The 26,945-nt window shown below is 65.5% G+C and carries 24 protein-coding genes and 1 other RNA gene; 9 read left to right on the plus strand and 16 right to left on the minus strand.

Going from position 1 to position 26,945, the window contains the following annotated elements:
• Window positions 1-91: 91 nt before the first annotated feature.
• The 8 genes from CK489_RS37185 to CK489_RS37220 form a co-directional block, all read right to left on the minus strand.
• Complete coding sequence (locus CK489_RS37185) at window positions 92-604, minus strand: dihydrofolate reductase (protein ID WP_050628414.1); 513 nt, start codon at window positions 602-604, stop codon at window positions 92-94.
• The gene (locus CK489_RS37190) at window positions 604-1,089 is read right to left on the minus strand and encodes a GNAT family N-acetyltransferase (RefSeq protein ID WP_095735826.1); all 486 of its coding nucleotides are present in this window, start codon (window positions 1,087-1,089) and stop codon (window positions 604-606) included. The genes CK489_RS37185 and CK489_RS37190 overlap by 1 nt, the downstream gene beginning before the upstream one ends.
• Window positions 1,089-1,883 carry a thymidylate synthase gene (locus tag CK489_RS37195; protein WP_095735827.1) on the minus strand — a complete coding sequence of 265 codons (795 nt, stop codon included), beginning with the start codon at window positions 1,881-1,883 and terminating at the stop codon, window positions 1,089-1,091. Before CK489_RS37195 ends, CK489_RS37190 begins: the two co-directional genes overlap by 1 nt.
• 175 nt (window positions 1,884-2,058) lie before the next feature.
• Entirely contained in the window at window positions 2,059-3,039 is a 981-nt protein-coding gene (locus CK489_RS37200; protein ID WP_095735828.1) for a tripartite tricarboxylate transporter substrate binding protein BugD, read from the minus strand.
• A gap of 135 nt (window positions 3,040-3,174) precedes the next feature.
• Window positions 3,175-4,689, minus strand: a complete 1,515-nt coding sequence (locus tag CK489_RS37205) for a tripartite tricarboxylate transporter permease (RefSeq protein ID WP_050628410.1) — start codon at window positions 4,687-4,689, stop codon at window positions 3,175-3,177.
• A 7-nt stretch (window positions 4,690-4,696) separates the two neighbouring features.
• Window positions 4,697-5,197 (minus strand): tripartite tricarboxylate transporter TctB family protein, encoded by a 501-nt coding sequence (locus tag CK489_RS37210; protein ID WP_050628409.1) that lies wholly within the window; start codon window positions 5,195-5,197, stop codon window positions 4,697-4,699.
• An 88-nt stretch (window positions 5,198-5,285) separates the two neighbouring features.
• Window positions 5,286-5,819 carry a chromate transporter gene (locus CK489_RS37215; RefSeq protein WP_095735829.1) on the minus strand — a complete coding sequence of 178 codons (534 nt, stop codon included), beginning with the start codon at window positions 5,817-5,819 and terminating at the stop codon, window positions 5,286-5,288.
• Window positions 5,816-6,427 carry a chromate transporter gene (locus CK489_RS37220; protein WP_050628407.1) on the minus strand — a complete coding sequence of 204 codons (612 nt, stop codon included), beginning with the start codon at window positions 6,425-6,427 and terminating at the stop codon, window positions 5,816-5,818. Before CK489_RS37220 ends, CK489_RS37215 begins: the two co-directional genes overlap by 4 nt.
• 77 nt (window positions 6,428-6,504) lie before the next feature.
• Here CK489_RS37220 and ssrA point away from each other — a divergent pair.
• The 6 genes from ssrA to CK489_RS37250 all read left to right on the plus strand — a co-directional run bounded on the left by ssrA (window position 6,505) and on the right by CK489_RS37250 (window position 10,288).
• Window positions 6,505-6,867: a transfer-messenger RNA gene (gene ssrA, locus CK489_RS37225) on the plus strand.
• A gap of 144 nt (window positions 6,868-7,011) precedes the next feature.
• Entirely contained in the window at window positions 7,012-7,533 is a 522-nt protein-coding gene (locus CK489_RS37230; protein WP_050628406.1) for an SspB family protein, read from the plus strand.
• Window positions 7,534-7,710: 177 nt separating this feature from the next.
• A complete protein-coding gene (gene fumC, locus CK489_RS37235; protein ID WP_245350692.1) occupies window positions 7,711-9,126 on the plus strand; it encodes a class II fumarate hydratase in 1,416 nt (471 codons plus the stop codon).
• A gap of 276 nt (window positions 9,127-9,402) precedes the next feature.
• Window positions 9,403-9,606 (plus strand): DUF4169 family protein, encoded by a 204-nt coding sequence (locus tag CK489_RS37240; protein ID WP_050628404.1) that lies wholly within the window; start codon window positions 9,403-9,405, stop codon window positions 9,604-9,606.
• Window positions 9,603-9,878, plus strand: coding sequence for a ribbon-helix-helix domain-containing protein (locus tag CK489_RS37245; protein ID WP_021077181.1), 276 nt, complete (start codon window positions 9,603-9,605; stop codon window positions 9,876-9,878). Before CK489_RS37240 ends, CK489_RS37245 begins: the two co-directional genes overlap by 4 nt.
• A 56-nt stretch (window positions 9,879-9,934) precedes the next feature.
• Complete coding sequence (locus tag CK489_RS37250; RefSeq protein WP_050628403.1) at window positions 9,935-10,288, plus strand: VOC family protein; 354 nt, start codon at window positions 9,935-9,937, stop codon at window positions 10,286-10,288.
• A gap of 65 nt (window positions 10,289-10,353) precedes the next feature.
• Here CK489_RS37250 and CK489_RS37255 read toward each other — a convergent pair whose 3' ends face one another.
• On the minus strand, window positions 10,354-14,112 hold the full coding sequence (locus tag CK489_RS37255) for an AsmA family protein (RefSeq protein WP_095735830.1): 3,759 nt from the start codon (window positions 14,110-14,112) through the stop codon (window positions 10,354-10,356).
• Window positions 14,113-14,323: 211 nt separating this feature from the next.
• On the minus strand, window positions 14,324-15,556 hold the full coding sequence (locus tag CK489_RS37260) for a cytochrome P450 (protein WP_050628402.1): 1,233 nt from the start codon (window positions 15,554-15,556) through the stop codon (window positions 14,324-14,326).
• Window positions 15,557-15,712: 156 nt separating this feature from the next.
• Between CK489_RS37260 and CK489_RS37265 the strand changes: the two genes are divergently transcribed.
• Complete coding sequence (locus CK489_RS37265) at window positions 15,713-16,324, plus strand: TetR/AcrR family transcriptional regulator (RefSeq protein ID WP_050628401.1); 612 nt, start codon at window positions 15,713-15,715, stop codon at window positions 16,322-16,324.
• Between the two features lie 104 nt (window positions 16,325-16,428).
• Here CK489_RS37265 and CK489_RS37270 read toward each other — a convergent pair whose 3' ends face one another.
• The gene (locus tag CK489_RS37270; RefSeq protein WP_095735831.1) at window positions 16,429-17,721 is read right to left on the minus strand and encodes an MFS transporter; all 1,293 of its coding nucleotides are present in this window, start codon (window positions 17,719-17,721) and stop codon (window positions 16,429-16,431) included.
• A gap of 204 nt (window positions 17,722-17,925) precedes the next feature.
• On the opposite strand from CK489_RS37270, the gene CK489_RS37275 reads away from it, so the two are divergent.
• Window positions 17,926-18,405 (plus strand): hypothetical protein, encoded by a 480-nt coding sequence (locus tag CK489_RS37275; RefSeq protein ID WP_095735832.1) that lies wholly within the window; start codon window positions 17,926-17,928, stop codon window positions 18,403-18,405.
• Window positions 18,406-18,420: 15 nt separating this feature from the next.
• A complete protein-coding gene (locus CK489_RS37280; protein ID WP_095735833.1) occupies window positions 18,421-19,098 on the plus strand; it encodes a class I SAM-dependent methyltransferase in 678 nt (225 codons plus the stop codon).
• Here the strand turns inward: CK489_RS37280 and CK489_RS37285 are convergent.
• The 5 genes from CK489_RS37285 to CK489_RS37305 all read right to left on the minus strand — a co-directional run bounded on the left by CK489_RS37285 (window position 19,013) and on the right by CK489_RS37305 (window position 26,892).
• Entirely contained in the window at window positions 19,013-22,150 is a 3,138-nt protein-coding gene (locus tag CK489_RS37285; protein WP_095735834.1) for an adenylate/guanylate cyclase domain-containing protein, read from the minus strand. The two genes, CK489_RS37280 and CK489_RS37285, sit on opposite strands and share 86 nt — an antisense overlap.
• 142 nt (window positions 22,151-22,292) lie before the next feature.
• Entirely contained in the window at window positions 22,293-23,039 is a 747-nt protein-coding gene (locus tag CK489_RS37290; protein ID WP_245350694.1) for an ABC transporter ATP-binding protein, read from the minus strand.
• Window positions 23,020-24,819: a branched-chain amino acid ABC transporter ATP-binding protein/permease gene (locus tag CK489_RS37295; protein WP_095735835.1), complete on the minus strand. Its 1,800-nt coding sequence runs from the start codon at window positions 24,817-24,819 to the stop codon at window positions 23,020-23,022. The genes CK489_RS37290 and CK489_RS37295 overlap by 20 nt, the downstream gene beginning before the upstream one ends.
• Window positions 24,819-25,676 carry a branched-chain amino acid ABC transporter permease gene (locus CK489_RS37300; RefSeq protein WP_050628393.1) on the minus strand — a complete coding sequence of 286 codons (858 nt, stop codon included), beginning with the start codon at window positions 25,674-25,676 and terminating at the stop codon, window positions 24,819-24,821. The genes CK489_RS37295 and CK489_RS37300 overlap by 1 nt, the downstream gene beginning before the upstream one ends.
• Window positions 25,677-25,695: 19 nt before the next feature.
• Window positions 25,696-26,892 (minus strand): ABC transporter substrate-binding protein, encoded by a 1,197-nt coding sequence (locus tag CK489_RS37305; RefSeq protein ID WP_244486131.1) that lies wholly within the window; start codon window positions 26,890-26,892, stop codon window positions 25,696-25,698.
• Window positions 26,893-26,945: the final 53 nt, after the last annotated feature.

The raw sequence follows: 26,945 nt of genomic DNA on the forward strand, positions 1-26,945 counted from the left end.
CGGTTATAGGGGACCGCCAAGGCCCTTACAACGCAAGCTTCCTGAGCGGACGAGCTATGCGCCGGGCCATAATTGTCAATGCAAACATTGGTTAACGTTGGCCGCGCCGACGATATGTCACATAGGAGAAGTCGACGCTGTCGTCCGGACCTGCCGGATTTCGCACGCGCGCGACCTCCTCCCACTCCTTCGCATCGATGTTTTCGAACCGTGTATCGCCGTCCGGCCGGGCGTGGACCTCGGTAATCTCGAGACGATCGGCGATGCCCATCCACTGCGCGTAGATCTCGGCGCCACCGATGATTGCAATTTCAGTGGCGAAACGCCGCAGCGCGTCACCAAGCGCAATTGCGCGGGCGTTTTCGAGCGACGTCGTGACGATGGCCCCGCGTGCACGGTAGTTCGCATCGCGCGTCACCACGATGTTGGTACGCCCCGGCAGCGGCCGGCGCAGCGACTCGAACGTCTTGCGTCCCATCACGATGGGCTTGTTCATCGTCATCGCCTTGAGGCGCTGCTGATCGGATTTCAGCCGCCACGGAATGGCGTTGCCGCTTCCGATCACGCCGTTCTCGGCGACCGCAACGAGGAGCACGATCTCCATCAGCGCGTTCCTTGCGCGAGCGCCGACAGCGCCTCGCCGGAAACGCGGCAGATCGTCCAGTCGTCCATCATCGCAGCACCCAGTGATTTGTAGAATGCGATCGACGGCGCGTTCCAGTCGAGCACCGCCCATTGCAGGCGCGACCAGCCATTGGCGAGGCAGTACTTCGCCAGATGCACCAGCAGCGCCTTGCCGATCCCCTTGCCGCGCAGCGCCGGGCGCACGAAGAGGTCTTCGAGATAGATGCCGTGGCGGCCGGCGAAGGTCGAGAAATTGACGAACCAGACCGCGAAGCCGGCCGGCTCGCCGTTCCATTCCGCGATGTCGCAAAACAGCCGCGGGCTTTCGCCGAACAGCGCCTCGGCGATTTCGGCCTCGCTGGCATGGACCTCGTGCAGGAGCTTTTCGTAGTCGGCGAGCTCGCGGACCAGCGAGAACACCAGTCCGGCCTCATCGGGCCGCGCGCGGCGGATCGTCAGGGACATCAGACCGCGACTTCGGCCTTGATGTGCGGATGCGGGTCGTAGCCTTCGAGTTTGAAATCCTCGTAGCGGAACGCGAAGATGTCCTTCACGTCGGGATTGATCGCCATCGTCGGCAACGGCCGCGTCGGCCGTGTCAGTTGCAGCCGCGCCTGCTCGAGATGGTTCGAGTAGAGATGCGCATCGCCGAGCGAGTGCACGAAATCGCCGGGCTTCAACCCCGTCACCTGCGCGACCATCATGGTCAGCAGCGCGTAGGAGGCGATGTTGAAGGGCACGCCGAGGAAGACGTCGCCGGAGCGCTGATAGAGCTGGCAGGACAATTTGCCGTTCGCGACATAGAACTGGAACAGGCAATGGCACGGCGGCAGCGCCATCTTGTCGACTTCGGCTGGATTCCAGGCGCTGACGATCAGGCGTCGCGAGTCCGGATTGCGCTTGATCATCTCGATCACGTTGCTGATCTGGTCGATGCTGCGGCCATCCGGCGCGGGCCAGGAGCGCCACTGCGAACCATAGACCGGGCCGAGATCGCCATTGGCGTCGGCCCATTCGTCCCAGATCGTGACGCCATTGTCGTTGAGATATTTGATGTTGGTGTCGCCCGCGAGGAACCAGAGCAGCTCGTGCACGATCGCCTTCAGCGGCAGCCGCTTGGTGGTCAGCATCGGGAAGCCGGCCGAAAGGTTGAAGCGCATCTGATGGCCGAAGGTCGACAGCGTGCCGGTGCCGGTGCGGTCATGCTTCTCGGCGCCGTCGGCGAGGATGCGTTCGAGCAGGTCGTGATACTGGTTCATGGTGGTCTTTTCGGAGCTTCGAGAGAACGGCGAATGTAGCGGCCAGGGCCGCCGGTCGACACGCTGATTCGGCTGAACGCACCGATTATACCCTGAAAAATGAACACTCCCCCGGCAAACGACAAGAGGCGGAACTTGCGTTCCGCCCCTCGCCTATCCGCTTGATCGCGCTGGATTAACTTGCCGGCTTGAGCACCGGGGTCCATTTCGCGATCTCATTCTTGACGAGGGTCGCGAGCGCCTCCGTCGTCCGGTTGGCGGGCGCCGGGATCACGCTGCCAAGCTCGAGCAGGCGCTTGCGGACGTTCTCGTCGTCCAGCGCCTTGTTCGCGGCAGCGTTCAGCGTGGCGATGATGGCGGGCGAAGTTCCCTTCGGCGCGAAGATCGCGTTCCAGGCCTGGGCCTGGAACGCCGGCAGGCCGGCCTCGGTCGTGGTCGGCACCTCGGGCAGCGACGGATTGCGCTCGGGGGTCGCGACTGCATAGGCCTTGATGGTGCCGGCCTTGATCTGCGGCACCGCGTTGACGATCTGGTCGCACATGTAGTCGACCTGGCCGGCGACCAGCGCGTTCATGGCGGGGCCGGTGCCGTTGAAGGGAACGCCGACCGGCTTGATGTCGAGGATGGAGTTCAACAACTCGCAGGAGGCGTGCGAAACCGAGCCGATGCCGGCATGGGCGGCGTTGACCTTCTCGGCATTGGCCTTCACGTAGGCGACGAACTCCTTCAGATCCTTCGGCGGGAAATCCTTGCGGGCCAGGATCAGGATCGGCGTGCCCGCGAGCAGCGCCACCGGTTCGAAATCCTTTTCCGGATGATAGGCAAGCTTCGGATAGAGCGGCACGGACGCAGCGTGCGTGCCCATGTGTCCGGTGATCAGCGTGTAGCCGTCATTGGCGGCGCGTGCCGCGCGCGTCGTCGCTGTCGTGCCGCCGGCGCCGACCACGTTCTCGATGACGATGCTCTGGCCCAGCGTCTGCGCCATATGCGCGGTGACGATGCGCGAGATGACGTCGGTCGGACCACCGGCTGCGAACGGCACAATCATGGTGATGGTGCGGGTCGGATAGGTTTGCGCCGACGCCGGCACGGCGAATGCGCCGAACGCGACACATGCCGAAAGGCATGCGCTCGCAAGCGAGCGAATGGACATCATCTCAATTCCTCCCGGGAACGTTTTGACCAAGTAAAAATGCCGGCCAAATCGGCCGGCATTTTCATTTCATGAGACGACAGCACGAGTCGATTCGACTTCCGCCTGCGGCGCGCCGACGCAGGCGCTCAGGAGTGATCAGCCCTCCGACTCCACGAACACTTCGTCGCGCTTCGCCCGCAAGGTCGGCAGCACGGCAAGCACCAGCAGACCGGCCGCGATCGCCAGCAGCACCGCCGACAGCGGCCGCGAGACGAACACGCTCCAGTCGCCGCGCGAGATCAAGAGTGCACGACGCAGGTTCTCTTCCATCAGCGGGCCGAGCACCATGCCGAGCAGCAGCGGCGCCGGCTCGAAATCGTGCTTGATCAGCCAGTAGCCGACGAGGCCAAACACGCCTGCGAGCACGACATCGACCGGTGCGTTGTTCACCGAGTAGATGCCGATCGCGCAGAACACCACGATCGAGGGGAACATCAGCCGGTACGGCACACGCAGCAGACGGACCCAGATGCCGACCAGCGGCAGGTTGATGATGATCAGCATGAGATTGCCGATCCACATCGAGGCGATCATGCCCCAGACCAGGTCGGGCTGCTTCTGCATCACCTGCGGGCCCGGCACGATGCCGTGAATGGTCATCGCGCCGACCATCAGCGCCATCACCGCATTCGGCGGGATGCCGAGCGTCAGCAACGGGATGAACGAGGTCTGCGCCGCGGCGTTGTTGGCGCTTTCCGGCGACGCCACGCCCTCGATCGCGCCGCGGCCGAACCGCGACGGATCCTTCGCCAGCTTCTTCTCCAGCGTATAGGCCGCGAACGAGGCGATCACCGCGCCGCCGCCGGGCAGGATGCCGAGGATCGAGCCGAGCACGGTGCCGCGCAGGATCGCCGGCGTGGAGTCCACCAGGTCCTTCCTGGTCGGCATCAGGCCGGTGATCTTCTGCTGCACCAGGTTGCGGTCCATCTCCGCGCCATGGTCGAGGTTGCGGATGATCTCGGCGAAGCCGAACACGCCCATCGCGACGGTGGCAAAGCCGAGGCCGTCGGCAAGCTCGGGGATGTTGAAGGCCATGCGCGAGGCCCCGGTCTCGATGTCGGAGCCGACCATCGACAGCAACAGGCCGAACACGATCATCGCGATCGCCTTCAGCACCGAGCCTTTGGCGAGCACCACCGCGAAGATCAGGCCAAGCACCATCAACGAGAAATACTCTGCCGGACCGAACGCCAGGGCGAGCTTGGTCAGCGGCGCGCCGAGCACCGCGATCAGCACGGTGGCGACGCAGCCGGCAAAGAACGAGCCGATCGCGGCAATCGCGAGCGCCGGACCGGCGCGGCCCTGCTTGGCCATCTGGTGGCCGTCGAGCGCGGTGACGACAGACGTCGCCTCACCCGGGATATTGACCAGGATTGAGGTGGTCGAGCCGCCGTACTGCGCACCGTAATAGATGCCGGCGAGCATGATCAGCGCGCCGACCGGCGGCAGGCCGAAGGTGATTGGCAGCAGCATCGCGACGGTAGCAATGGTGCCGATGCCCGGCAGCACGCCGACCAGCGTGCCGACCAGCGCACCGATCAGGCACATCAGAAGGTTGATCGGCGAGAATGCGACTGCGAAACCGTGGGCGAGATTGGCAAACAGTTCCATCACGCCCTCACTGGATCAGGAAACGCGGGAACATCGGCATCGGAAGTCCCAGCACATAAGGAAACAACAGCGCGCAGCCGAGCGTCAGGCAGGCACCGACGATAACGGCTTCGAGCCACCTCGTCTCATGCGAGCCGAGCGCCGCGATCATGAAGGCGGCAAAGGCGGAGACGACGAGCCCGAGCGGACGGATCGCGACCGCAAAGAACAAGATCGCCGCCGACACGAACAACGGTCCGCGCCAGGAATAGGCCGCGATCTGCGGGCCGTCCTTCAGAATTCCCACCAGCGCCACGGCGGCGCCGAGCAACAGCAGCAGCACGGCGAACATCCGCGGCGCGGTTCCGGCGCCGAACGAAAATCCGTGCATGCCCTGCAAATCGCTGGAGGCCCACAACGCAAACAGCGCAACCGCCATCATGGCGAGCCCGCCGACAAAGTCCTGCGGGCCGCGCACCCATTTCGGCAAGTTCGATTTGACCGGCGCGTCGCTCGGCGTATCGCTCATGACTTCGCTTCCCCCGTCAGGGCTGTCCCGCCCGTATTGATTGAATGGCTTGTGGTGCGTTGACCGAAAGCCTTGCTAGCGATTTTCGTCAGACAACGCCAGCAAAACCCAAGAGACCTCCGGCAAGCAACATCCACAAGGGATTGATCCGCGTCGCAAAAGCAAGCGCGGCCGCGACAATGGTGATCAGGACCGCGATCCAACTTTGGTCTGATGTCTGCGCCACGATCAGGCCGGAGGCAGCCATCAGGCCGATCGACAGCGGAACCAATGCCGCCTGAATGATCGCCGGCCAGCGCGCACCGCGCGAGCGATCGAGGAAACGGCTGACATAATAGGCAAGCAGCGCGGTCGGTCCGCACATCGCAACCGTCGCGGCCAACGCCCCGGCGACGCCTGCGACAGAATAGCCTATCAGGGTCACGATCAGTACGTTCGGTCCCGGCGAGAGCTGCGAAATCGCGAACACGTCGGCGAACTGCTTGTCGGTCAACCAGTGGTGCACGTCGACGGCGGCGCGGTGGATTTCGGGGATCGCCGAATTGGCCCCGCCGACTGCAAACAGTGACATCAGGCCGAAGGTCCAGACCAGCGCCGCGATCGGGTTGGACTCCGAATTCATGCCTTCACCATGCGGCGGGTCAGGATCGTGATCGCGAGGCTGAGCGGGATCGCCACCAGCAGCACGATCTGCAGCGGCCAGCGGATCAGTCCGATCGCGACGAAAACCGCGGCGAGGATGACGAGGCCTGTGACATCACGCCGCTTCAACAGCGGCAGCATCATCTTGAAGACGACGGCGAACAGCAGCCCGACCGCGGCACAGGCCACGCCGGCAAGGGTCCGGCGCAGCACGTCGACATCGCCGTAGCGGGCGTAGAGCGCGGCAAGAATGGTCGCGATCACCATCGGCGGCCCGACCAGCCCGGCGAAGGCCGCGAACCCGCCGGCGATGCCGCGAAAGCGCGAACCGAATACGACCGACAGGTTGACTATGTTCGGACCTGGCAGGAAATGGCACAGCGCGAAGGTCTCGTTGAACTCCTCCGCCGTCATCCAGCGGTGCTGCTCGACGATCGCCCGCCGGGCCCAGACCAGGACCCCGCCAAAGCCGGCCAGCGACATCTTGGCAAAGGCCAGGAACAGCTCGAGCAGCCCGGGCTGGTGGGGCGGAGACGGTGCGGAGGCATCCGGCGCCGGGGCGGCTACCGGCGGGGATTCCGGGGGCATGGCCAAAATCTAGAACGGCGTCAGGACGCCAGCCAAGCCAAATTGGTGTGTTTTCACAACCGAAAGGGCCTGAATCGGCTCTGTTTTTCTACGGCTTTGCCGCTATATTGGGGGTGCCGGTTCGCCGGCTATGGAAATAAATGGCCGTCGCAATAAACCATTCGGACCCGGGGGCGGTACCCGGCGCCTCCACCAAAACCCATCCAGCCCGTGCTTCGGTGGCTTTTGGCGGGGGCGAAATAGGATCGACGAGGGCGTAAAGGGCGTGTTTTTTCTCGGTATGGTTCCGCCGTTATCGGGCTAATGCAATAGTTGCCAACGACAACTTTGCTCCGGTTGCTCAGGCTGCGTAACGCAGTTTGAAAGACCATCTTAAAGTCCTAGCGGGTTAAGCTCCGCTAGGCGGGGTTCGGAGGCACCTGGCAACAGAAGCCTCCACTTTATTCATCGATCGGGCGTCCGCCCGCATTTCAGCCATCGGCCCTGCTGATTTCCGGCTCCCGGCGAGGTAGCATGGGGCCAAAGCGGGCGAGTCGGATCATCCGGCGAGCCTCACCGGCTATTTTCGAAGCGACAGGATCACCATGGCGACCGATCACATCCGATATGACGTGCTGGCGCGCGATGCGCTGCGCGGGGTGCTGCGCCGGGTGTTGTCCGACGCCGCCGAGCATGGCCTGCCGGGTGAGCACCATTTCTACATCACCTTCCTCTCGCACGGCGACGGCGTGAAGCTGTCGCCGCGACTGCTCGCGCAGTATCCGGAGGAGATGACCATCATCCTGCAGCACCAGTTCTGGGATCTGGTGGTGACCGAGGATCACTTCGAGGTCGGCCTGTCGTTCGGCGGGATTCCCGAGCGGCTCCACGTGCCGTTTGCCGCGGTGACGCGTTTCCTCGATCCCTCCGCACCGTTCGACCTGCGGTTCGACGTCTCGGACGCGCTGTCCGAGGAAGCTCCTCCCGCGACGGCACCGGCGGCTCCCGTTCCCGCTCCCGCCGCCCGCGCGGCGGTCGAGACCGAGACGGCCGAGACCGACCAAGAACCGGCGAAGCCCAGCGAGGGCGCCGAGGTCGTGCGGCTGGATCGCTTCCGCAAGAAATAATCTAAACACGGATCACTCCTCGACCTTGTAGGATGCATGCGAGGGTCGGGATGACAGATCGTCATCCCGGACTATCTTCTGCATGAACGTGTCTTCGCGCGGCCGCTTTCGCGTTGCCGCGGCGGAGAGCCCGGCGCCATGCCGGATCACGTGCTGATGACGCAACGGAGAGCATCCATGGCTCAATCGACCACACCATCCAGCGCCGCTACCCGCAGCGAGACCGACAGCTTCGGTCCGATCGAAGTTGCCGCCGACCGCTACTGGGGCGCGCAGACCGAACGCTCGCGGCAGAATTTCAAGATCGGCCACGACCGGATGCCGATTGCGATCATCCACGCGCTCGCCATGGTCAAGCTCGCGGCGGCCGAGACCAATCGCGAACTCGGCCAGCTCGATGCACGCCGCGCCGACGCCATCGTCAGCGCCGCGAGGGAAGTGATCGAAGGCAAGCTCGACGATCATTTCCCGCTGGTCGTGTTTCAGACCGGCTCGGGCACGCAGACCAACATGAACGTCAACGAGGTGATCGCCAACCGCGCCAACCAGATGCTCGGCGGCGAACTCGGCGCCAAGCAGCCGATCCATCCGAATGACCACGTCAACATGAGCCAATCGTCGAACGACTCGTTTCCGACCGCGATGCACATCGCGGCGGCGGGCCGCATCATCGCCGACCTGATCCCTGCCCTCACCGAGTTGCATCAGGCGTTGCACCAGAAGCAGGAGGCGTTCGCCAAGATCGTGAAGATCGGACGCACGCACACCCAGGACGCGACACCGCTGACGCTCGGCCAGGAATTCTCCGGCTACGCCGCGCAGGTCGAGAGCGGCGTCGCGCGGCTGCGCGTCGCGGTGAAGGAGCTGTTCCCGCTGGCGCAGGGCGGCACCGCCGTCGGCACCGGCCTCAACTCGAAGCCGGAATTCGCCAACCTCTTCGCCAAGCATGTCGCCGAGCTCACCAGGCTGCCGTTCACCAGCGCTGCGAACAAGTTCGAAGCGCTGGCTTCGAACGACGCCTATGTGTTGGTGCACGGCGCGATCAATTCGGTGGCGACCGGCCTGTTCAAGATCGCCAACGACATCCGCTTCCTCGGCTCGGGCCCGCGCTCTGGCCTCGGCGAATTGATCCTGCCCGAGAACGAGCCGGGCTCGTCGATCATGCCGGGCAAGGTCAATCCGACCCAGTGCGAGGCCATGACGATGGTCTGCTGCCAGGTGTTCGGCAATCAGACCACGATCACCGTCGCCGGCAGCCAGGGCCATTTCGAGCTGAACGTGTACAAGCCCATGTTGGCATATTGTATGATAAATTCCATTCAGTTGCTGTCTGATGTTGTCCGCTCATTTACTGAGCATTGCGTTGTCGGCATACGCGCCGACGAAAAGCGCATCAACGAGCTGATGCAGCGCTCGCTGATGCTGGTGACGGCGCTCGCGCCGAAGATCGGTTACGACAACGCAGCCAAGGTCGCGAAGTCGGCGCACGCGCACGGAACGACGTTGAAGGAAGAGGCTTTGCGGCTCGGATTCGTAACGGCCGACGAATTTGACCGCCTCGTGCAGCCGGACAAAATGACACACCCAGGCTGAGCCACGCGCGCGCAATGTCCGGATAATTACGGTCAGCGCGCGTGATATAATTATCGATCATAACGCCTAAAGACTAAGGCTGTTTGCCTATCAGCTCTGCGTTGGCGCATGGTACAGACGTCTAGTTTTCGCAGAGCGAAACGGATTCTTTGATGCTATCAGAAGCATCAAACGGGGATTCGGGATGGGTATCGAGCCGGGCGCGCAGCGCGATCGCTCTTGCTTTCGTCACGATGCATCACCAATTCCGCTTTGGGGACGATAAGGACGACGAGCATGGGCGACGTGGTCAACCTGAAACGATTCAAGAAGCGCGGTGAGCGCGAACAAGCGGCGAAGCATGCCGAAGCCAATCGTGCGCTATTCGGTCGCACCAAGTCCGAACGCGCGCGTGACGAATTTCTCGGCGAGCGCAATGCGCGGCAACTCGATCAGCACCTCCTGGACCCGAAGCGTATCGAAAGTGGAGACGCATCATGAAGTCTCCCGTCGTCAAGCGCTCGATCGTCGTCGCCGGTCACAAGACCAGCGTCAGCCTCGAAGAAGCCTTCTGGAACGGCATGAAGGAAATTTCCGGTCTGCGGAACATGACGCTGTCTGAGCTGGTCGGCGAGATCGACAGCAACCGTCAGCAAGGCAATCTGTCCTCCGCGATCCGGCTTTTCGTGCTCGACTATTTCCGCTCGCGCGCCACCCCGGCGGTGCCGACGGATGTCAGGCCGCAGCAGGTCGACACGCGCCAGCAGGCCTGACGGCCCTCACCGGCCGTCGCATCAACAGACGGTCGTTCCGCCGCGCGGACTTCAGCATGAAGGTCAATCGCATCGTCGCGAACGTTGCCGCATCCGACATCGCGGCGGCGAGGTCATTCTATCGCGACATCCTCGGCCTCGCGCCGCTGATGGATTTCGGTTGGGTTGCGACTTACGGCTCATCCGAAACGATGCAGGTTCAAATCAGCTTCGCTTCCGAAGGTGGCTCCGGCACGCCGGTGCCTGATCTCTCGATCGAGGTCGACGACCTCGACGAGGCCCTGCGCCGGATGAAGGCAGCCCGGATCCCGATCGAATACGGACCGGCGGATGAGCCGTGGGGCGTGCGACGCTTCTTCGTCCGCGATCCCTTCGGCCGGCTGATCAATATTCTGCAGCACCAGCCTTGATCGAGCGCGTCGTTTGACGCGTTTTCCTCGCGCGAACCGGTGCCCACGTCGCTCGAGAACGTGTTCTAGTTCTGTATCGGTGGCCGCGGCGGCGGATTGGCGACCTGCGGCGTCAGCGACAATGGCGGCCGCAGCGGCCTCGACCTCGCCGCTCCGGGCACCGGCTTGACCTCGATCGGCGGCGGCAGCGGCGCCAGCTGGGGCTGGCTCGCAAGCGGCGCAGGCGGTACGATCGCGGGCACGGTGGCGACCGGCGGGACAGCCGGCGGCCGCGGCGCAACGATCTTCGGCTTCGGCGGCACGCGGCGCGGATCGGGACCGGGCGCCGGCAAGTTGGCGGAAGGCACTCCCGCCGAATTCGGGTTGGACGCATCGGGCGCCGGCGCGGCGGCCGGCGGAAGCACCGCCGGGGTCGGCGGCGGCGCCGGTTCGCCGCGTTCGATCGCATCGAGGCGCTTGGTCTCCCGGTCGATCGCGCGCACCGCGAGCCACGACGACAACGCCGCAATGTCGATGCTGCGCGACAATCCGTCGGGCGTGCCCACGGCGAGCAGCTGGATTTCCGGGCGGCTGTTGGTGGTGCCGACCTGCGTCGATGCCAGTGCGGCACGGATGTCGGCCTGGTCGGCCGGAATGTCGTAGCCGCCGGACAGGATGACGTTGGCGCCGCTCGCCGCCAGCGTGGTGGCACCGACCCGGATGCGGCCGTCGCGGATGTTGAAGGGAATCTGCGCCGAAGCGACCGGCAGCGGACCTGCCGCGAGCGCCGGTTCGACGATCTGTTTCAACCGCGTATCATCGGTCGCCTGCCCGGAATCGCTGGCGCGGATCGCGACGTCGAACGCGCGCGGATCGAGGCCTGGAAGGTTCAGCCCCTCGAGCGTCACGGCGCCGCTGCCGGACAACGCGCCGATCAGCGCCGAGGCGCTGCGGCCCTGCGTCAACAACGTCATCTGCATCGAGGCGCGCCCCTTGGGCATCGCCAGACTGCGATAGCGCAAGGCCGAGGCGTCGACGCCCGACAGCTGCACATTGGCGTTCAGCGCGAGCCCGTTGACGCCCTGTCGCGCGTCGATGGAGGCGGTCGCCTCGCCGCCGCCGATCTTGCCCTTGATGCCGTCGAAGGTTAGCGCCTGCCCGTCCGACCTGATGGTGCCGCTGACCGGCTGCAGCTCGGCGCCGCCGGGCAGCAGACCGTGCAGCGCTTCGAACGTGACCTTGCCGCGCCAGGCGCTGGTCAGCCCCTGGCCGAGCGGCTCCGCCGCATCATGCCCGGCGGCGCCGATCGCAGCCGCGAAAACCGGCGCCAGCGAGATCTGATCGAGGCCGACTTCGCCGTCGACGCTCTTCTGATCGCCGAGCGTCAGCGCCAGACGGCCGCGCAGCCGCGAACCGGCAACGATGCTGTCGAGATCGTCGAAGGTCAGTTTGTCGCCCCCGAGCGTGAGCTTCGACGACAGGCGGATGTTCGCGGCGGGATCGGATGATTTCAGATTGAGCAGTGGACTGATGTCGGCGCTGCGGACACGGAGGCTGACGTTCGATTTGCTATCGCTGGCGCCGTCCCTGCTCCACGGCTCGGCAGTTCCCTCCGCATCGGCGTCGAGCCCGGCGCCCCAGAGCCTCGCCTTCAGCCTGAGTGGCGCGCGCCACGCGCCGCTCACGGTGCCCTCGAACTGGGTCGAGCCCGCGCCCGCTGCGACCGCATGGTCGAGCCCAAGCAGCGCCAGCAGCGCGTGGCCCTCGCTGGCGGAGACTTTCGCCTCGGCTGTGACCTCGCTGGCGCGAAGCGCATCGAAATCCAGCGCACGGATCGCGGTGACGGTCGGCGTCGCCGAGATCACCGTATTGCCCTTGAGCTGCGGCGTGTCGAGATCGAGCGTCGCGCGCGCGCCGACGCGATCGGCGGCCTTGCCCTTCGCGAGATCGAGCGCGAGCTTGGCGCGAACCGGGCCGGCATCCGCGCGGAGCACGCCGAGCCGCGCGGCAAGCGCCGGCGCGAACGGCTGAACGACGGCAGTCAGCCGGGCGAGCGACGCGGCGGTCGCGTCGAGCGTGAGCTTGCCGGTCGAGTTGGCACGGTCGAAATTGCCGCTGCCGTCCAGCGTGACGTTGTCGGGCTGACCGATCTTCACGCGCTCGAGCACGATGGTCTTCGGGTTGTAGACAATCTTCGCCAGCAGCGGGCGCAGTTCCTGCCCCGACGAGATGGCGCGCGCGACGTCGAGCGACAGCTGCGCCTCATCGGGCCATTCGGCTTGCGGACCAGCCAGCGAGCGGATGACGGCTGCGGTCGCATCGAGATCGAGCCGCTCTGCCTTCAACTGTGCCTCGACCTTCGATCCGCTCGCGGCCTCGCGATGCGCGACCGCGATGCGGCCCTCGAGCGCGCCGCCCTCGATCTCCGCCTTCATCGCGTCGATCGAAAAGCCTGATGGCGACACCGTGACGTCGCCGCGCAGGCGCAGCGGCTTCTGGCTGCGATAGGCGATGTCGCTCCGCCCCTGTAGCCAGGTCATCAGCGTATCGGGATCGGAGGATTCGACGTTGAGCGCGGTCTTGAAGCTGTTCGCGGCCCCGGCTTGCGCGCTGGCGCCGCTCATCGAGACCCGCGTGGATCCCGGCGCGCGAAACTCCAGCCGGCGCACAGTCCATGATTTCGCATCCGATTGCAGCTCGGCCGAGATGTCCTGCAACGGGCGGCCACCGAGCATGACCTGCTCGGATGTGAGCTCGACCTGCGCCGGTATCGGGCTTTGCGGAAGACCCGACAGCACCGCACGCATCGCCGGCAGCACGCGCACCGGCTCGACATTGCCGTTGCCGCCGTCCTTGGCACCGTCCTTGGCACCATCCTTCGCGCCGTCCTTGGCGCCATCTTTGGCGGCGAACCTGTCGCCATCGAGCTGCCGCGCCGTGAGCGAGGCGCGCAGCAGCGGCGACGTACCGAACCGGAGGTCGCCATTGCCCGCGAGCTTCAGCGCACGGTCCTCGGCGCCATAGCTCACCTCGACCTGGTCGAGGCGCGCCGCCGAATAATCCGACTTGACCTTGGCCGCGATCCGCCAGGACGGCATCTCGCTGCCGCCGCGCTGGCCCGCCGCACCTGCCAGCGTCACGGTGCCGTCGAACCGCGGCGCGCGGGCCTCGAAGGTCAGGATGCCGTCGAGATCGGCCGACACCGGCCGCTGCCCGGGATCGATGTTGAAGTGCAGGCGGGTGCCGCTGCCGTCAACGCTTTGCCCCGAGGAGATCCGAAACGGGTAGCGGTTGCCGTCGAACATGAAATTGCCGTCGCCGCGGATCGCGCCGGCCAGCGAGCGGACATCACCGCTGAAGGCAATGTCGTTCAGCTCGAGCGTGCTGCGGCTCGTGGCATCGTGCAGCGCGACGCGGCCGGTCAGGTTGAGGCGGTCGATCGCCAGCGAAGCCAGGTTGAAGCTCCCGCTCGACGGCGACCAGTCGATCCGTCCCTTCGGATCGAGCCCGAGATCGAGCGACAGGCCATTGATGGTGAGTTCGTTGGCGCGCACCTCGCCGCGCATCAACGAGCTGAGGCTGAACTCGACGTCGAGATTGGCGGCGCGAACCTTGCCCATGTCGTTGGCGCCGCCGACGGTGACGGTCTTCAACCGCAGCGAGGGGGCGGGCAGCAGACGCGCGTCGAGATTGCCGGCGACCCGAACCGGCGCGCCGATGATCTTGGACGCCTCCGCCTCGAACTGCGGCCTGAACTGGTTCCAGTCAACGAAATACGGACCGACCAGCGCAGCTACCAGTGCCAGAATGAAGGCGATTGCCAGGCCGAGCAGCGTCGTCTGCACGGTGTCTCCCTTTGAGCCCGCTCCGCGGCAGCCTCCTCATGCTGAACGCTTTGCCAACCTTGGCCGGAGCAACCCAAATATAGGGGCAAGTATGGCGAAGTCACAGCGGCTTTACCGCTGCGACGTCGGGTGGACTACGGATTCCCGTTCAAGCGTGCGTGCACGCCGGCCGCCGCGGCAGGAGCGGCTGCCCTGCCACGAATTAAGGCGGTCACCAGCTCGCCGGGAGCCGCTTCAGCCCGCGCAGCACGAAGGTCGGGCGCCACTCCGGATTTTCCGCGTCATCGAGCCGCAGATCGGGGATCCGGCGCAGCAGCGTCGAGATCGCGATCTCGGCCTCGATTCGCGCCAGCTGGGCGCCGAGGCAGAAGTGGATGCCGCCGCCGAACGACAACGGCTTCACGTTCGGCCGCTGGATGTCTAGCTTTTCCGGATGGTCCGGATAGACCGCCTCGTCGTGGTTGGCCGAGCCCAGCAGGCACAGCACGCTCTCCCCCTTCGGGATGCGCTTGCCGCCGAGATCCTCGATGTCTTCCAGCGCGACGCGGCCGGTCAGCTGCACCGAGGAATCGTAGCGCAGGAACTCCTCGATCGCGTTGGTGATCAGGCCGGGATTGGCCTTCAGCAACGCGAGCTGGTCCGGGTTGCGGAACAGCGCGAGCAGGCCGTTGCCGATCAGGTTGACGGTCGTCTCATGACCGGCGCCGAACAGCAGGATGATGTTGGCGGTCAATTCCTCGTTGGTGAGCTTCTGGCCGTCCTCCTCGGCCTGCACCAGTTGCGTGGTGAGGTCGTCGCCGGGCTGCTTGCGGCGCAGCTCGAACAGCTGATGGAAGTACATCGCGGCCATCGCGTTGCCGGCGTTGCCCTGCTTGATCTCCTCCGCCGTCATCGGCACCGGCTCGAGCAGGCGGCCGCCGTCGCGTGAGCCGTTGTAGAAGGCCTCGCGGTGCTCCTCGGGGATGCCGAGCATGTCGCAGATGATGGTCACCGGCAGGCGGAACGCGAAGTCCTCGATCAGGTCCATCCGCCCTTGCGGAATGATGCGGTCGAGCGTCTCGTCGACGATGTGCTGGATGCGCGGGCGCATGTCCTCGACCCGGCGTGCAGTGAACGCCTTGACGACGAGGCCGCGCAGGCGGGTGTGGTCGGGCGGATCCTGCTGCAGCATCCAGTGACTCATGCTGCGGAAGACCGGCTCCTCCATGATCTTGGGACCGTAGCGGCGGATCGTACGATCGACGTAATCCTTGCCGAACCGCTTGTCGCGCAGCACGAGGCTCGCCTCGGCGTGGCGGCTGGCGACGAAGGCGCCGTGCGCGTTGACATGCATCGGATCGAGCCGGCGCAGCCGCTCGTAATACGGATAGGGATTGCGAATGAATTCGGGCGCCAGCGGATTGAAAAGCGGCTCGCCGCTCGCCGGCTGAACTTGCTCGTTCATTGTGACCTCGTTCGCTCGCGGCCCCGGTGCCTGCACCCTGGCGCGCCTTGGTGTCATCCTCAAGACCGCACCATCACGGGTACGGTCATTCTGGTTTCGTCGAATGCAACTGGATACACTATTGTATCGAGTTGCATTGTGCCCTAAACTGTGCCGATGTCAAGGGTTCGAACCAGACCGACACGGGACGACACCTGCGAGAAGCTGTTCGAGGCGGCGGCGCGGGTGTTCGAGGAACAGGGCATCGGCGGCGCCAGCATCGAGGCGATCGCCGCCGCGGCGGGCTTCACGCGCGGCGCCTTTTATTCGAACTTCAAGAGCAAGGACGAGCTGATCTTCGCGATGCTCGAGGATCACGTCGAGCAATCGATCCGGCGCAATCTCGATCTGCTTGCAAAGCACAGCAACCTCGCCGACTTCCTTGAGGCGCTGCGGACGGTTGATCGCAGCCAACAGGATCCGCTCGGCCGCTCGCCTCTCCTGCACATGGAGATGATCCTGTTCGTGGCGCGCGCCGAGAAGCGCCGTCCCGAACTCGCCAAGCGCCTGCGCGCGCGGCGCAAGCTGATCGCCGACATCGTCGAGACCGCGCAAAGGAACAGCGGCCGGAACGCCAGGCTCGACCCGGATTGGACCGGCGCAATCGTGCTGGCGCTGGAAGACGGTTTCCGCCTGCACCGGCTGATCGATCCGGAGACCACGCCCGCCGACAGTTGCCTGCGCGCGATCACCGACCTGCAACGCGCGATCGGCGTGTCATCCGCCTGATCTCTTAAAGCGCGATGAGATTGGATTGATCATCATCGCGCTTTGGCTCGTTGTCTAAGCATGATCTTTTCGGAAAACCGCTTCGCACTTTTCCGGATCATGCTTTAGGCCGCGCTTGCGACCTTGTGCATCTGTCCGGCGACAGCGCGGACCTTGCGCGGCGAAGCCTGCCAGATCGCGAGCGCCGACAGCAGGCTGACGGCAATGCCGAGCAGGAACGCGCTGGTGTAGCTGCCGGAGAGATCATAGAGCTGTCCCGTGATCCACGGGCCTGCGGCCCCGCCGGCGAGCGCTGCCAGCATCACCGTGCCGAAGATGCTGCCGTAATGCTTGCCCTGGAATATCTCGAGCACCACCGGTCCCATCACGGAAGTCAGGCCATAGCCGAGCGCGCCCTGGCTGAAGACCATGAGATATATCAATGTCATGCTCGGCCAATACTTCAGCGCCGCGAGCGCGGCGAAGCAGATCACGAAGCCGAAGCACGAGATCGCCCACACCCATTCGCGGCCGATCCGATCGGACAGATGCCCGAGCCAGATCTGGCCGGGAATCCCGAGCAGGCTGACGACGCCGAGCGCCCAGACGCCGACATTGGAGCTGAAGCCGATGTCGAGCAGGAATTTGGTCTGGTGCACCTGCACCGCGTACCAGATGTACAGGCCGCAGAAATAGCCGGTTGCGATCCACCAGAACCGCGCGGTGCGCAGCGCGCGCGGCAGCGTCCAGTCGGTGCCAGCCCATACCGGATCGACGATGTTCGATGCCGGTTTCGCTGACGTGGCGGTCGGCGCCGCATCGCCGTCCGGCTGCAGCCCGATGTCCTCGGGCCGCTTGTGCAGCAGCAGGTTGATCGGCGCCAGCACGACCAGCACCATGATCCCCATCGCGGTGCAGGCGGTGCGCCAGCCGGTGTGCTCGATCATGTGCTGCACCCATGGCAGCAGCGTCACCGATCCGATGCCGACGCCGGCGAAGGCGAGCCCGATCGCGAGCCCGCGGCGGCGGGTGAACCAGTTCGGCACGAACAGCGATTGGCCGGAATATCCGAGGCAGACGCTGCCGGACCCGACCAGCACGCCGATGGTGAGATAGAGGTGCCAGGGTTGCGTGGTCAGCGGCGCCAGCAGCAGGCCTGAACCCATCAACAGGACACCAAGCTCCATCACTGCGCGTGGCCCGCGGCGGTCCATCAGGCGGCCGATCAGCGGGCTTGCGATCGCGGATGCGACAAAGCCGAACGAGAATGCGCCGGCCGTGACGCCGCGCTCCCAGCCGAACTCGGAGATGATCGGCGGATAGAACAGCGAGAATGCCGTCCGCGCGTTGACGCCGATCGCCATGGTGACGAATGTCACCGCGACGATGACCCAGCCGTAGAAGAATGGAAGCCGCATGGCATGACTATCGAAGTGGCGCACCGGGACGGGTGCGACCGAGCAAAGGGGAAACACGTGGTCGTGCATAATGCACGGCCAAATTTGTGAAGCAATTCATAGACAATTGTACCAACCGATGATTGTAGGTTTGGCAGTTTGTGACTTCGCGACTGGCCGGAGACCGCGAAGCGGGTTATCATGTCCTTTTCAGGAGGAATTTCCATGGGCGGATTGGTTGCCGACGGGTACGTCCCGCACGTTCAGGAGCAGTTGAATTCCCGATTCATTGGCGAAGCACTGGACGAGATGATCCAGTTTCAGAAGGAGTTCAAGGTATTCTCGTCGCAGCACACGCTGCAGATGTCCTTTGGGCTTCTCAACATCGCGCCGGTCGGCGAAGCCGATCGCCACGGATTTTTCCGGTACTTGAAGCTGCTGAAGAAGACCGGCGCATCGATCGACGGCAAGGCCTCGCGGAAGAACGGACACGACCAGATCGTTGCGTCACTGCAGGGCAATCTCGAAAGCGGCAGGGCGATGCCGGTGTTCTTCACCTGGCATCCCGGGGAGCACCCGAAGGGAATCGTACAGATCACGAACGGCGATCGCGTCCTGAGCTTTTCCAGCAAGGGCTTTCTGACGATCTCGGTCCCGACGATCAGCGCCCACCGTCCCAAGGCCGGCAAGCGCAAGAAGAAATAGCGCGACACCGGCACGATGCGCGAACTGCAGACCAAGGTTCGCAACTATTATTCGGGAACGTTGCAACGTCACGGCCCGACCCCGCTCGGGGTCGATTGGCCGAACGTGGTGTCGCAATATCTGCGCTTCGTGCAGCTGCTGAAGCTCTGTCATTTCGGGCAACCGTTCAGCCTGAACGATTTCGGCTGCGGTTACGGCGCGCTGCTCGAGTTCCTGGCGATGCGGCATGGCGATGCCGTCGTGACTTATCGCGGCATCGACATCTCGCCGGCGATGGTCGATGCCGCGCGCGTCCGCTGGGCCAACAACCGCCGGGCCGTGTTCGCCGTGGGTTCGCAATGCGGCGCGCTGGCCGACTACTCGCTCGTGAGCGGGACCTTGAATGTCCGGCTCGGCCATCCCGTCCCGGAATGGGAAGCCTATGTCGCGGCGATCCTCACCGACCTCGAGGCCAGCAGCCGGATCGGCTTTGCCGTCAATTTCATGCTGCCCCGCGATGACGCCACTGCCGGGGCGGGACTGTATCGCACCGTGCCCGAGCGCTGGACGCCGTTCTGCGAACGGTTCGGCCGCGTCGAATTGATCACCGGCTACGGGTTGCGGGAATTCACGCTTCTTGTCCGCAAGACGCCGCCGCCGACTGCACGACCGGGAACAGGCTCTCGTAAGGCTGCGCGCCGGTCTCCTCGATGAGATACCGGGCGCGCGCAAGCAGCTCACTCAGCTGATACTGCGGATAACGCAAGCGATCCGCGCTGACTATCTGCGCCAGCACCAGCGTCGAGCGACATTCGGCGAGCCGCGCCTGCCGCTCTCGCGCGACCGCGATTCCCTGCTCAGCAGCGCCGAAAGCGGCGGTCAGACTGTTGCTCCTCAGATGAATTTCGGCGCGGAATGCCAGCATGTCGCTTTCATATTCGAGGCCGGCGAAAGCCTCCCGCGCGAGCCGGATCGCCGATTCAAGCTTCTGGATCGCCGCAACGTGGTCCCCCGCGAGCGACGACGCCAGTCCGCGGCAAACGCTCGCATACACTGCAACATAGGGCGTGTTGTTTCTGCTGGCGATCTCCTCGATACGCTGGCTGTGAAGATCGGCGAGCTTTTCGTCCCGCGTCAGCCAGGCCATTTCGACTCCGGCATGATGCGGAATGAACAGGACAGCCGGATCGGGATGTCCACTTTCGCTGGCAACCAGTTTGGCGATATTCTCCCGCGCAAGATCGAAACTGCCCGTGCGCACCAGCAACCGCGCATACAGGCTCTCAACCCATCGTTCAACTTTGAAGCCGAGCTGCGCTTCGTGGGATTCCTCGATGCTCGAGACTTGCTTGAGCGCGGTCTCGCCGGCTGCGAGCGCTTCCCGAAGCTTGCCGGCATAGCCGTAGGCCTGACACAGGAACACATGCAAGATGGTCCTGATGCTCGGGTCTTCGCAGACCTCGATCGCGTGCAGCACTTGCCCCACGTATTCGTCCGCCGAGCCGGTACAGGCCACGAGCCGGCCATAGCCGGCCAGGATCAGCATTTCCGAAACCGAGTCCTTCAATTGCCGCGCCATATCCAGGGCCTCGGTGTGGAATGGCACAGCTTCCTCCGCGCTCATTCCCTCGCGCCAGCCGAGGCTCACGATCTGCCCCGACGCGTGCATGCGCAGCCGGTCGGTCTCGGGCGCATGAGGCAGCGATTGCAGCAATAGTCGGACCTTCACCCATGCCTTCATCGCCAGGCGCGAATTGGTGGTCCCGATCCAGGCCGCTGCGCGGGCGGTGTAGGCGGCCGCCGGCCCATAATCCTTGGCAGCCTCGAAATGATGGGCGATCGGGTCGGCATATTCGCTGAGCTGGTTGTGGTGGAAGCGTTCGAGCGCTCTGGCCACCGCGGCATGCAGCTCGACCCGGCGGCTGCGCAGCTGCATGGCGTAGGCGACCTCCTGGATCAGCGGATGGCGGAAGGCGAAGCGTTCCTGCCCGGTCTCGCCGGGCACATTCTCAATCAGTTCGACTTCCAGCAGACGGCCGAGGATGTCGGAGAGGTTGGGCGCATGGGCCCGCGTGACCTCGGCAAGCACCGGCAGCGGAAACTCCCGGCCGATCGTGGCGCCAACCTGCAGGACCTCCTTGTCCGCCGGCGCGAGCCGATCGATGCGCGCGCCGATCACGGTTTGAACCGTCGCCGGCAGGGTCTCGGTCGGCGATTGGCCGAATGCCTCATAATGACCCGGCCGGCCGTCGAGCTCGCCGCTATCGACCAGCGAGCGGATGAGCTCCTCGGCAAAGAACGGATTGCCCCCGCTCCGCTCGACGATGCGGTCGCGTACCGGGGCGGTCGACGGGTGGTCGCCGACCAGATCGCGCGTCAGGGCGGACACGTCCTCGTCCCGGAGTTCGTCGAGCCGCAGCTCGCGGAATCCGGGGCCGTCGGTCCAGGGGGCCTGGTAGGTCGGGCGATAGGTCAGGATGATCAGGGCGCGGCTGATATGCACGACATTCACCAGCGCCGAAACGAACTCGATGCTCGCTTCGTCCAGCCAGTGAATGTCCTCGATGATGATCACCGACGGCGTGCGAGTGCCGTCACGGACCAGACTCGCGACCAGATTGACGAGCCGTGCGTGCCGCACCTTCGGATCCATCGCGGGCGCCGCCGCCTGCGCGTCGCGGATGCCGAGGAAATCGGAGAGCAACGCAACGTCGTCCATCAGATGCGGGACCGAGGATTCGATCCGCGTCGCGATCTTGGCGCGCGCGGTTTCCGCATCGTCGGTGGACGCGATCCGGAAGAAGTTGCGGAAGAATTCCAGCAGCGGCTGCAACGGACCGGAGTGATCGTAGGGCGAAGCCCGAGCCTCCTGCACCGGCACCAGGCGCTCCCTGGCGACCCGCGCAAATTCGAAGCACAACCGGCTCTTGCCGAGGCCGGGTGCCGCCGAGATGCCGATCGCCTTGCCCTCCCCACGCTCGGCGCCCGCAAAGGCGTCGTGCAGGACGGCCAGCTCGGCATCGCGGCCGCGATAGGCGCCGATGACGGCATCGCGGAATGGCGCGCGCGCCGGCTTCATTCCGATCAGGCGGTAGACCGCGACCGGCCGCGGAAATCCCTTGACGTCCTGATGGCCGAGCGCGCGCCCATCGCAGGATCCCTGCACGAGCTTGAACGTCGATTCCGTGACGCAGATGTCGCCCGGCTGCGCCATGTGCTCGAGCCGGCTCGCAAGGTGAACGGCAGCGCCGTAGACGCCCTGCTCTTTCGTGAACTTGTCCGGCACGCCGGCGACGATCTCTCCGGAGTGGATGCCGACCCGCAACCCGATGCCGTTGTCGCGCGAGGACTGGACCATGGCGAGTGCGGCCTGACAGGCACGCAGCGCGTGATCCTCCTGGGCGTGGGGGACGCCGAAGATCACCATCAGCCCGTCGCCCATGTTGCGCATGATCGTGCCGTGATACTGCTGGACCGCACTGCCCATCCGCGCCAGCGCGGGCGGAAGGCGGTCGAGCGCAAGTTCGGGATCATTGTCGCCGATGAGCTCCGTTGAGCCGACGATATCGGCGAACATCACGGTGACGACCTTGCGCTCCCCGAGCGGCTGGACCTGGTCCAGACGTTCGCCGCAGGCGCCGCAGAACCGCGCGGTCTCGAGATTTGGATGCTGGCAGTTCGGACAGACGGCGGAGAAGCTCAGCCCGCACGACCGGCAGACACCGTCCTCTGCCAGGGTCTCGGATCGACAGGCCGGGCACAGCATGAACACTACCCTCCCGATACACTGTCCGCTTGCGGATTCCGGTGCACTCTAACACGACCATGAGGCCAGACCCACCGGGCAATCAAGCCAGAAACGGCGCCGCGCGCCAAGCCCGAGTTTTGAGCGGGCGGGGAAGCCGGCCTCAGGCCCCCAGCGCATGGCTTTCATGGCCGAAATAGGCACGCTCGAGCCGGCGCGCGAGGTCGCCTTCCCCGGTCGGCGCCTCCAGTGCGATCGTCCCCTGCACCAGCGCGTAGACCCGGTCGGCACAGGCCAGCGCCTTCTCGAGCAATTGTTCGACCAGCAGCACGGAGGTGCCCTGCGCGCGCAGCCGGCCGATGACGTTGAGGACACGATCGACCAGCACCGGCGACAGCCCCGCGGAGGGCTCGTCGAGCATCAGCAGTCGCGGCCGCCGGACCAGCCCCTGCGCCACCGTCAACATCTGCTGTTGCCCGCCCGAGAGCGCCCCGCCGCGCTCATGCCGTTTCTCGGCGATCTCGGGGAAGAACGACAGGGCTTCCTCGACGCGTGCGGCGCGCTCGGCGCGCGGCAGGTCGTAGCCGGCGAGCAGCAGATTGTCGGTGACGGAGATCTGCGTGAACACGCGATGCCCCTCGATCACATGCACGAGCCCGGCACGCGCGGCATCGCGCGGCGTGGCGTTGGTCATGTCGCGACCGCCGAACCGGACCTGCCCGGCGGTGACGGGCAACAGACCCGACATCGCGCGCAGCAGCGTGGTCTTGCCGGCGCCGTTGGGACCGAGCAGCGCGACGACCTCGCCGGCGGCGATCGTCATGTCGATGCCGTGCAGCACGCGGATCTTGCCGTAGCCGGATTCCAGCGCGCGCACCGCGAGCAGAGGTTCAGCCGCCGAGGTAAGCACTGACGACCTCCTTGTGGACGCGGATCTCCGCCGGCGTTCCCGCCGCCAGCGTGCGGCCGAGGTTGAGCACGGTGACCTGGTGGCAGATATCGAAGATCAGATCGGCATGATGCTCGACCAGCAGCACGCCGGTGCCGCGGCCGCAGACCGCCTTGATCAGACTGGCGAGCCGCTCGATCTCGTCGTTGGAGAGGCCGGCCGCGGGCTCGTCGAGCAGCAGGAAGTCCGGATCGAGCATCAGCGCGCGAGCGATCTCGATGAAGCGCAGCTCGCTGTGCTGCAGGCGGTCGGCGCGCACATCGCTGAGCGCCTCGAGCCCGACGACGCCGAGCAGCGCGCGCGCCTTGGCGGCCAGCATTCGCTCGTCGGCGCCGTTGCGCGGCAGCGCCAGCGTCGCCTCGACGAAACTGGCCCTGCCCTCGATCGAGCCGCCGATCATGACGTTCTCCAGCACCGAGGCTTCGCCGATCACGCGCGGCGTCTGGAAGGTGCGCGCGATGCCGCGGGCCGCGCGCCTGACCGGCTCGCCCGGGGGCAACATCTCGTCGCCGAGCGTCATGGTGCCGGCCTTCGCGGCGTAATAGCCCGAGATCACGTTCAGCGTGGTGGTCTTGCCGCTGCCGTTGGGGCCGATCAGGCCGTGGATCTGGCCCGGCGCGACGTCGAGGTCGAGGCCGTCGATCGCCTTCACATTGCCGAAGCTCAGCGCGATGCCGCGCAGCTGCAGCGTCTTGCCGCCGTCGCGCCGCCGCACGATGTCGGCGAGCGCGGCCGGGCGCGGCACGATGGCGCGGTTGCTGGCGAGCGGACGGCGGTTGCGGAAGTCGAGCAACGCCGCGATGCCGCCGGGCATCACCAGCACGATCAGGAGCAGCAGCACCGCGTAGAGGAAGGTCGACCAGGCCGCCAGCGGCGCGGCGATCTCGGGCAGGATGGTCAGGATGATGGTGCCGAGCATCGGCCCGAGGATCGAGCCGCGGCCGCCGATCAGGATCGCGATGAAGAACAGCACCGACAGATCGAAGGTGAACGCGTCGGGCGTGATGTAGGTCTGCAGGGTCGCGAACAGGCCGCCGGCGATCGCCGCTAGCGCACCCGCGAACAGGAAGATCGCGATCAGCATGTTCGGCTTGGAGATGCCGCTGGCCTCGGCAGCGACCTCGGCGTCGCGCACCGCGATCAGCGCGCGGCCGAACCGGCTGCGCGCGACATTGGCGCTCATCCAGGTGGTGACGACCGCAAAGCCGATGCACAGCGCGTAGAATCCCCACGGCGTGTTGAACGGCGCCGGGAATTCCGGGCCTGATATACCGATGCCGCCGCCGGTCACGCTCTGCCAGGCCAGCGCGATCTGGGTCACGATGGTCGCGAAGCCCAAGGTCGACATCGCGAAGTAGAAGGTGCGCAGGCGCAAGGCCGGCAGGCCGACGATCACGCCGAACACCGCGCCGATCAGGCCGGCGATCGGCAGCGCCGCAAACACCGGAAGCGCGGGCATCACATTGCCGGCGACCAGCACGCTGGTGGTGTAGGCCCCGAGCGTCAGCAATGCGACATAGCCGATCGCGAGGTGGCCGGCAAAGCCGACCACCAGATTGAGGCCGGACACCAGCACCCAGTAGATCGCCATCCGGGTGCCGATCAGCACCCAGTAATCATTGCTGACGAAGGGCAGCAGCACGGCGGCCAGCAAAATGCCGACGAAGGGCAGAACGTGCGGCAGCGTCGTGCGCCATGCGCCGCTTCCCGTCTGCGGCTGAGTGGTGGCGACCGCCGTCATCACACCCTCCGCGCGGTCGAGGCGCCGAACAACCCTTGCGGCGCGGCGAGCAGCACCACGATGAACAGCGTGAACACCGCGACCGAGGAGAAGATGCCGCCGACCAGGAAGTTCGCCGCCTGCTGGAACAGGCCGAGCGCCAGCCCGCCGATGATCGCGCCCCGGTTGTTGCCGAGCCCGCCGAGCGCCACCGGCACGAAGCCGTAGAAGTTGAGCAGCGCGCCATTGGCGAAGAAGGCGAGCAGCAACTGCCCGCCGGAAAATCCGGCGATGCCGCCGACCACACCGGCGAGCGCGTAGCTTGCGACACGCAGATTGCGCTCCGGCAGGCCGAGCGCCCGCGCCGCGAAATTGTCCTCAGCGATCGCGAGGAAGGCGCGGCCGACCAGGGTGCGGCGGTAGAGATATTCGAGGCCGATGATGGTGATCGCGCAGGCCACCACCGGCAGCCAGAATTTTTCATCCAGCACGCCCTCGCCGAATCCCGCGATGCGCGGGAACGGCTGCGGCTCGGTGCCCCATTTGATCGCCGTGACCTGCTGGATCATCAGCGCAACGGCCAAGGTCGAGAGCACGTAGAGATGCTGGTCGAGGCTCTTGAGCACCGGCCGCACCGCGACGAATTCGGTGACGATCCCGATGATCGCGCAGCAGAGCAGCGTCAGCACGAAGCCTGCGGCGATCGGCAGGCCGAGCTTCAGCGTGAACATCGAGCCGAACACGCCGCCCAGCATCGCGAGCTGGCCGGCGGTGAAGCTCATCACCCGCGAGGTCGAGAACATCGTGTTGTAGGTGACGCCGACCAGCGCGTAGATCGCGCCCGCCGCGAGACCGGATGCGAGGATCGAGGCAAGCATCGGCTACGCCCTCGCCCGTCTATGTGTACCCCGGCGCCAGCGCGAAGGTGCCGTTCTTCGCGGTGCTCGATTCCGACATCACGATCTCTTCGGTCAGATAGCCATTATGCTCGGTGGGCGAGAAGCGATAATTGCCGAAATAGCCGGGATAGGTCGACAGCGAGTTCCAGTACTTGATGATCCCGGCGCTGTCGGTCGAGCCGCTTTCCGCGACGGCCTTCGCGATCAGCTCGATGCAGTCGATGCCGCCCGCGACCCACCATAGCAGCGTATCGTTCAGCGCGACATTGGCCTTGGTCAGCCGCGCGACCAGGTCCTCGCTCTTCGGCGGCAGCTTGCCGGCGCTGTCGTAGCTGCAGCTCTTGTAGCCGATCGCATAGACCTTCTTCCAGTTCTCCGGCTTGGCGACCAGGCTCGCAAGCTCACCCGACGCCATCGATGGGTGGCCGACGAAAGGAACGTCCCAGTTCATCGCGGCGCGGGTGTTGAACATGCGCGCCTCCATGCCGGTCGAGACGCTCCACACCACGATCGCCTCGGCGCCGGCATTCTTGGCGCGCAGCATGTCCGGCGTCATGTCGGGCTGGGTGGCGTCGATATTGGCCTGATAGACCACCTCGGCGCCGTCCTTCTTGAACGCCGCGACCGACGCGCCGACCGCCGTGACGCCGTACCCGGTGGTGTCGCCGATCACCGCGACCTTCTTCACCTTGAGGATCTTGAGGCAATAATTGCGCACGGCATCGTCCCACTGATTGTTCGACGGTGCGATGCGGAACGCGTTGGGGTACTTGACCGGATCGATCAGGGTCTCGACCACGCAGGGGTGCAGGTCCGGCATCTTGGCACGCGCCATGATCGGCGTCGTCGCCAGCGCCTCGCCGGAGTTCAGCGGCCCCCAGATCGCGTGAACCTTGGCCTGGCTGATCAGCTCCTGGGTGGCGTTCACCGCCTTGGTCGGGTCGCCCTGGGTGTCGCGCATCACGAGCTCGATCTTGCGGCCCTTCACGCCGCCGGCGCCGTTGATGGCATCGACCGCGAAGTTGACGCCGCGGTTGAAGCCGACGGTCGGCGCCGAGCTCGGGCCGGTGATCGCCGCAAGGCAGCCGATCTTGATCGGTTCCGATTGTGCGATGGCCGGAGCCGGGAAGGAAAATGATGCGGCGCCCAATGCGCCGGCGCTGCCCAACAAGACGTCACGGCGTGACATGGCCATGTGATGCACTCCCTGTTTCCCTCTCGGCGCCCGTCGTTTGTTGCGGGACGTCC

The organism is Bradyrhizobium sp. UFLA03-84 (assembly GCF_002289535.1).
GTDB classification, from domain to species: domain Bacteria; phylum Pseudomonadota; class Alphaproteobacteria; order Rhizobiales; family Xanthobacteraceae; genus Bradyrhizobium; species Bradyrhizobium viridifuturi.